This is a genomic window from Corynebacterium sp. HMSC075D04, assembly GCF_001815635.1.
Taxonomy (GTDB): Bacteria; Actinomycetota; Actinomycetes; order Mycobacteriales; family Mycobacteriaceae; genus Corynebacterium; species Corynebacterium coyleae.
This window is the reverse complement of the sequence record NZ_KV821288.1, coordinates 1-3,858: the sequence shown is the minus strand read 5'-3', so window position 1 is coordinate 3,858 and position 3,858 is coordinate 1. Positions and strand designations below refer to the sequence as shown.

General features: G+C 49.3%; 3 protein-coding genes. All 3 read left to right on the top strand.

Features of this window, described 5'->3' with window-relative positions; genetic code table 11:
- The first annotated feature begins 665 nt into the window (after positions 1 to 665).
- The 3 genes from HMPREF3048_RS11980 (at position 666) to HMPREF3048_RS00725 (ending at position 3,639) form a co-directional block, all read left to right on the top strand.
- Positions 666 to 1,415, top strand: coding sequence for a hypothetical protein (locus tag HMPREF3048_RS11980; RefSeq protein WP_141758813.1), 750 nt, complete (start codon positions 666 to 668; stop codon positions 1,413 to 1,415).
- A gap of 36 nt (positions 1,416 to 1,451) precedes the next feature.
- Entirely contained in the window at positions 1,452 to 2,504 is a 1,053-nt protein-coding gene (locus HMPREF3048_RS11655) for an XRE family transcriptional regulator (protein ID WP_168167330.1), read from the top strand.
- Between the two features lie 277 nt (positions 2,505 to 2,781).
- Positions 2,782 to 3,639 (top strand): hypothetical protein, encoded by an 858-nt coding sequence (locus HMPREF3048_RS00725; RefSeq protein ID WP_141758812.1) that lies wholly within the window; start codon positions 2,782 to 2,784, stop codon positions 3,637 to 3,639.
- Positions 3,640 to 3,858: the final 219 nt, after the last annotated feature.

The window sequence follows — 3,858 nt, the reverse complement described above, 5'->3', positions numbered from 1 at the left end:
CCGAACTGGACCACCTACATCAGATCAGACACAATTGAATCGACACCAACTGTCGCATGTGTCCGATGCAGGTTTTTGGTACCGATGTTCTGAAGAACCGGTGCTTCCGTGTTCCGCGTATTTGGTAACGGGAAACTTGAGGGGACGCTCAGCCAGACCCGTTTTCTTCATTCGTCCGTGTCGATTGAAACGCTGGCCTTGCTCATAAAGAAATCTCCTAATTTTAGTTCGGTGACTCCTACGCATATTACCCAAAGCGACTACTCAGAATCTGTAGCCAGGCACATCGCGATGATCTGCTTGAAATCAGCTACAAGGCCCGGCTCCTTCTAAGTTGATATTGACGCATCACCATCCAACTACAGTGTCGTCAGAAACAATTATGGAAGAATCTCCTGTAGTACCGGGCACGCGAAACACCGGTACCAACATCGTCGATTCGTGATACCAACTACCCCGGATCGGCAGGAGCTCCTCCTAACCGTTTGCCCCGACAGATACCAACGGACCTCCTCGACTACAGCTCAGGACAAGTGAACGGGGTCCATTCATTTTTCCAGAAAGCGTAGTGCTTTAAGACGAGGCCGTTAGACAATCTTTGAAGCAGCTAGATGCTAATTGGATAATTCTTGACCGTCATTTTTCCATATGGTTAAGATACGTGCATGCGTCAGTTTATTTCACAAACCACAGCCGCGGAAGAGCTCTCCCCAATCCTCCCTGGAATCCAATGGGCCCTAATGACTGGAATTGATGGCGCCTTGTCCCAGTACGACCCAGCCACTGGGCATAACGCATGGGTCCTTGGGAGCCTTGCGTACAATCAAATCTTCGATCGCTTCGATAGAGTCTTCAGTACCGGCAGATACCTAATTCCTTCCGGCGCGACAGACGACGTCCCCCGGGCCGACGTATTGGAGGGCTTGCCCGAATCAGCGGCCAACCTAATGCCAACCATCCCACCCGGTGATGTACAGCGCGAATATATTAATCAAGTTCCTGGATTCCGCTTTGGTCCCTACTCATTGCTAACCCAGTCTTCAGGCTCCCATTCCCTCGACGATTTTGTTTGGTCTTCACTCCGAAAGAAGACAAAGCACGAGATCGCTTGCCTTTCTTATTGCGACTCTAAAGAGGAGAGTGGACAGCTGTCACTCGAATTAGGGGAGGATTCTCTCCCCTCTAGTAGCTTTGTTATTGTCTGCTATCGGGTCTCTACCTCTGGTTATACAGCTGGCTACGGACTGCCACGGGATAATAGTCACGGCGGTTCGCCTTGGCATTGGTTTACCGAGTTACCACCCCTCGAAAGCAAAGCCAAAAGTATTTCGCTTGACCAACCCGAGCGAATCAGCCCACGTATTAACAAGAATGTTTCGCTCAAGCGCCAGCAATATGGCGTGCAACAAGGCTAGAGCGGACTTAGTGAGTAAAGGATAATGCCGGGCGACATGTTTGAACCTTCACAATTGACCCTCGTTCGTGAGCTCGAAGGTGTTGCTAAGAATCAACTTGCGGACGATTTAGGAGTTTCAGCAGCAACAATCACCGGATGGGAAAAGGGGATGAAATCTCCAACACCAGCGAACGTAACGCGTTTAGCATTTAGATTCGGCGTCACCCGCGAATTCTTCACCTACATGCCCGCTGGAGAGTTTGCCCGACCTGACGAAACTTTCTTCCGTTCCCTTCGCTCGACAACCGCTAAAGAACGCAGTAAGAGCAATGCATTCGTCGGCGTGGTCGAGCGAATTATCTCATCTTTCGAACCACTCGTACATTTCCCCTCTTATCGCTGGTCAGAAACTTCAGATGCGGAATCCCCTGAACTCGCAGCACGCAAGATCCGAAAGGAGCTTGGCCTAGGCCTAGAACCAATTCGGGATTTAATGGAAATTGTCGAAGACGCCGGAGTTTTCGCTGTATACGGCCCTAAAAGCTCGAGCTCGGTGGATGCGTTTTCTCGATTCCACATATCAAACCCAGTTTTGGTGATGAATCCAGCAAAAAACGACTACTACCGCCAGCGCTTTGATGTCGCGCACGAACTTGGACACATAGTGATGCACAGAGGTGATCAGGCTGGATCAAGAGAGATCGAATCTGAAGCCAACCGCTTCGCCTCAGAATTTCTGATGCCCAGTGAAGCTCTGACAGACGTTCTTCCCACAAAAATGGATCGTTCGGGATGGGCGTACCTGAAGGCCCTCAAAGAAGAGTGGGGGGTCAGCATGCAGGCTTTGCTCTACCGTTCAAGGTCCCTGCAATCGATATCAGAGCAAGCTTATCGTAACGCAATGGTAACTGTTTCTAAACGGGGCTGGAGACGGAGCGAACCTGGAAACAGAAAAATTTTAGAAATGCCGTCTCTCCTGCCGAGCGCTGTCTCTTTACTGAACCAGGATGGATACTCAAACGCACAACTTGCGGAAAACGCTGGTGTCCCTCTACATGCATTTGAAATCGCCGTTCGCCATACACCCACCTTGAGCGTCAACCCTTAGGCTATTAGCAATATTGCGCGTTTGACGCGAACGGGTACCAGTAACACTACAGTGTCTATCAAAACAGTTCTGGGGTTGAACTGCTCTCAGTTTTGTTCCACGGCAAACACCCTGGATCAACCCCCGACAGTTCAACGGCTGTCAAGTCAATGCAATAACCAGTAGTCTGAAATGCACGTGGATACCAGGATTTTATTAATCAATCAGGTCACCTGAAACAGGGTCCATGCACGATACCTCTTACCTCCACTGAATTGACCGAATAAACTTCATCGGTGTGCGCTTTTTCAATCGAATACTCAATCGGCAAACACCCAGCAAGATCGCTTTTGTGAGTCCGACCCCATCTACCGTGGACCCTCAACTTAAAGTCGAACTTGGCAATCTTTTCCAGTCAGTAGCTCGTAAGTTTAAGCAGGTATCGCATTCAGATCCACAAATGGACGAAGAGCTGAAACAACGTCTCAACACAATGCTGCAAGCGGAGAAGTTCAATGGGGCACTCATACCAGACGAAGTTTGCCGGGGTGCTGCGGATCTGTTATGCGCGCATCTGCATGCAATTGGCGAATTATTTCGCACGGCCGGGTTCGTATCTCCAGCGATCATCGCACCTCAAGCGCGCACGATTCTTGAAAACTCTGCATTAATCCATTTCCTTTGCGATTGTGATGATCAGCTCCGCATTGCCCGTGCGATGAAAACCCTAAAAGAAAAGATGCAGAAAGAGCATGCAGACCAAAATCCTCGCTTCTCAGATTTCTACCTTGAACTATCTAAAGCCGTTGCCTCAAATGGCCCACTTAATCGTGGAAAACGGGTAAAAACTGGCGAATACACAGAACTCATTGCGCGAGAATTCGGTGACATTCAAGGCAGCGAGCTTTACGCTGCCTTCAGCGGTCTAAGCCACCATAATGCCTGGGTAGGATATGTTCACGAATACAATGTCAATCATTTTCCTACCGACTTAGAGCTTGAGGCTATCGATTTAAGCGCGAATGTTTTGGTAATAGTCCTGCTCACGCTTCGCCAGCTGGTCCCTCATCGTCCACAAACGACTGAGGATCAGGTCCAAAATATTCAACTGCTCTACCTGCAGCTAACCATCTTGTGCCAAAAGCTTTTCAATTGAAGCCAATGAAAATCCGTGCCCTCAAATTGCTGATTTTCAAATCTATTTCTAAAAGTGACATAGATAGGGGAATTCTCCGCACCATCATGCACGTAATGTACAGAAGCTTTGCCGTCGAAAATTGGCGAGCCGTTGAGCATTCGATCCGGGGAGAGGTCCCTTTCCCGCGACGGTCGCTTTCATACTGCCGTTTCCGTGTAGTTGGTAGGGGCAATCCGC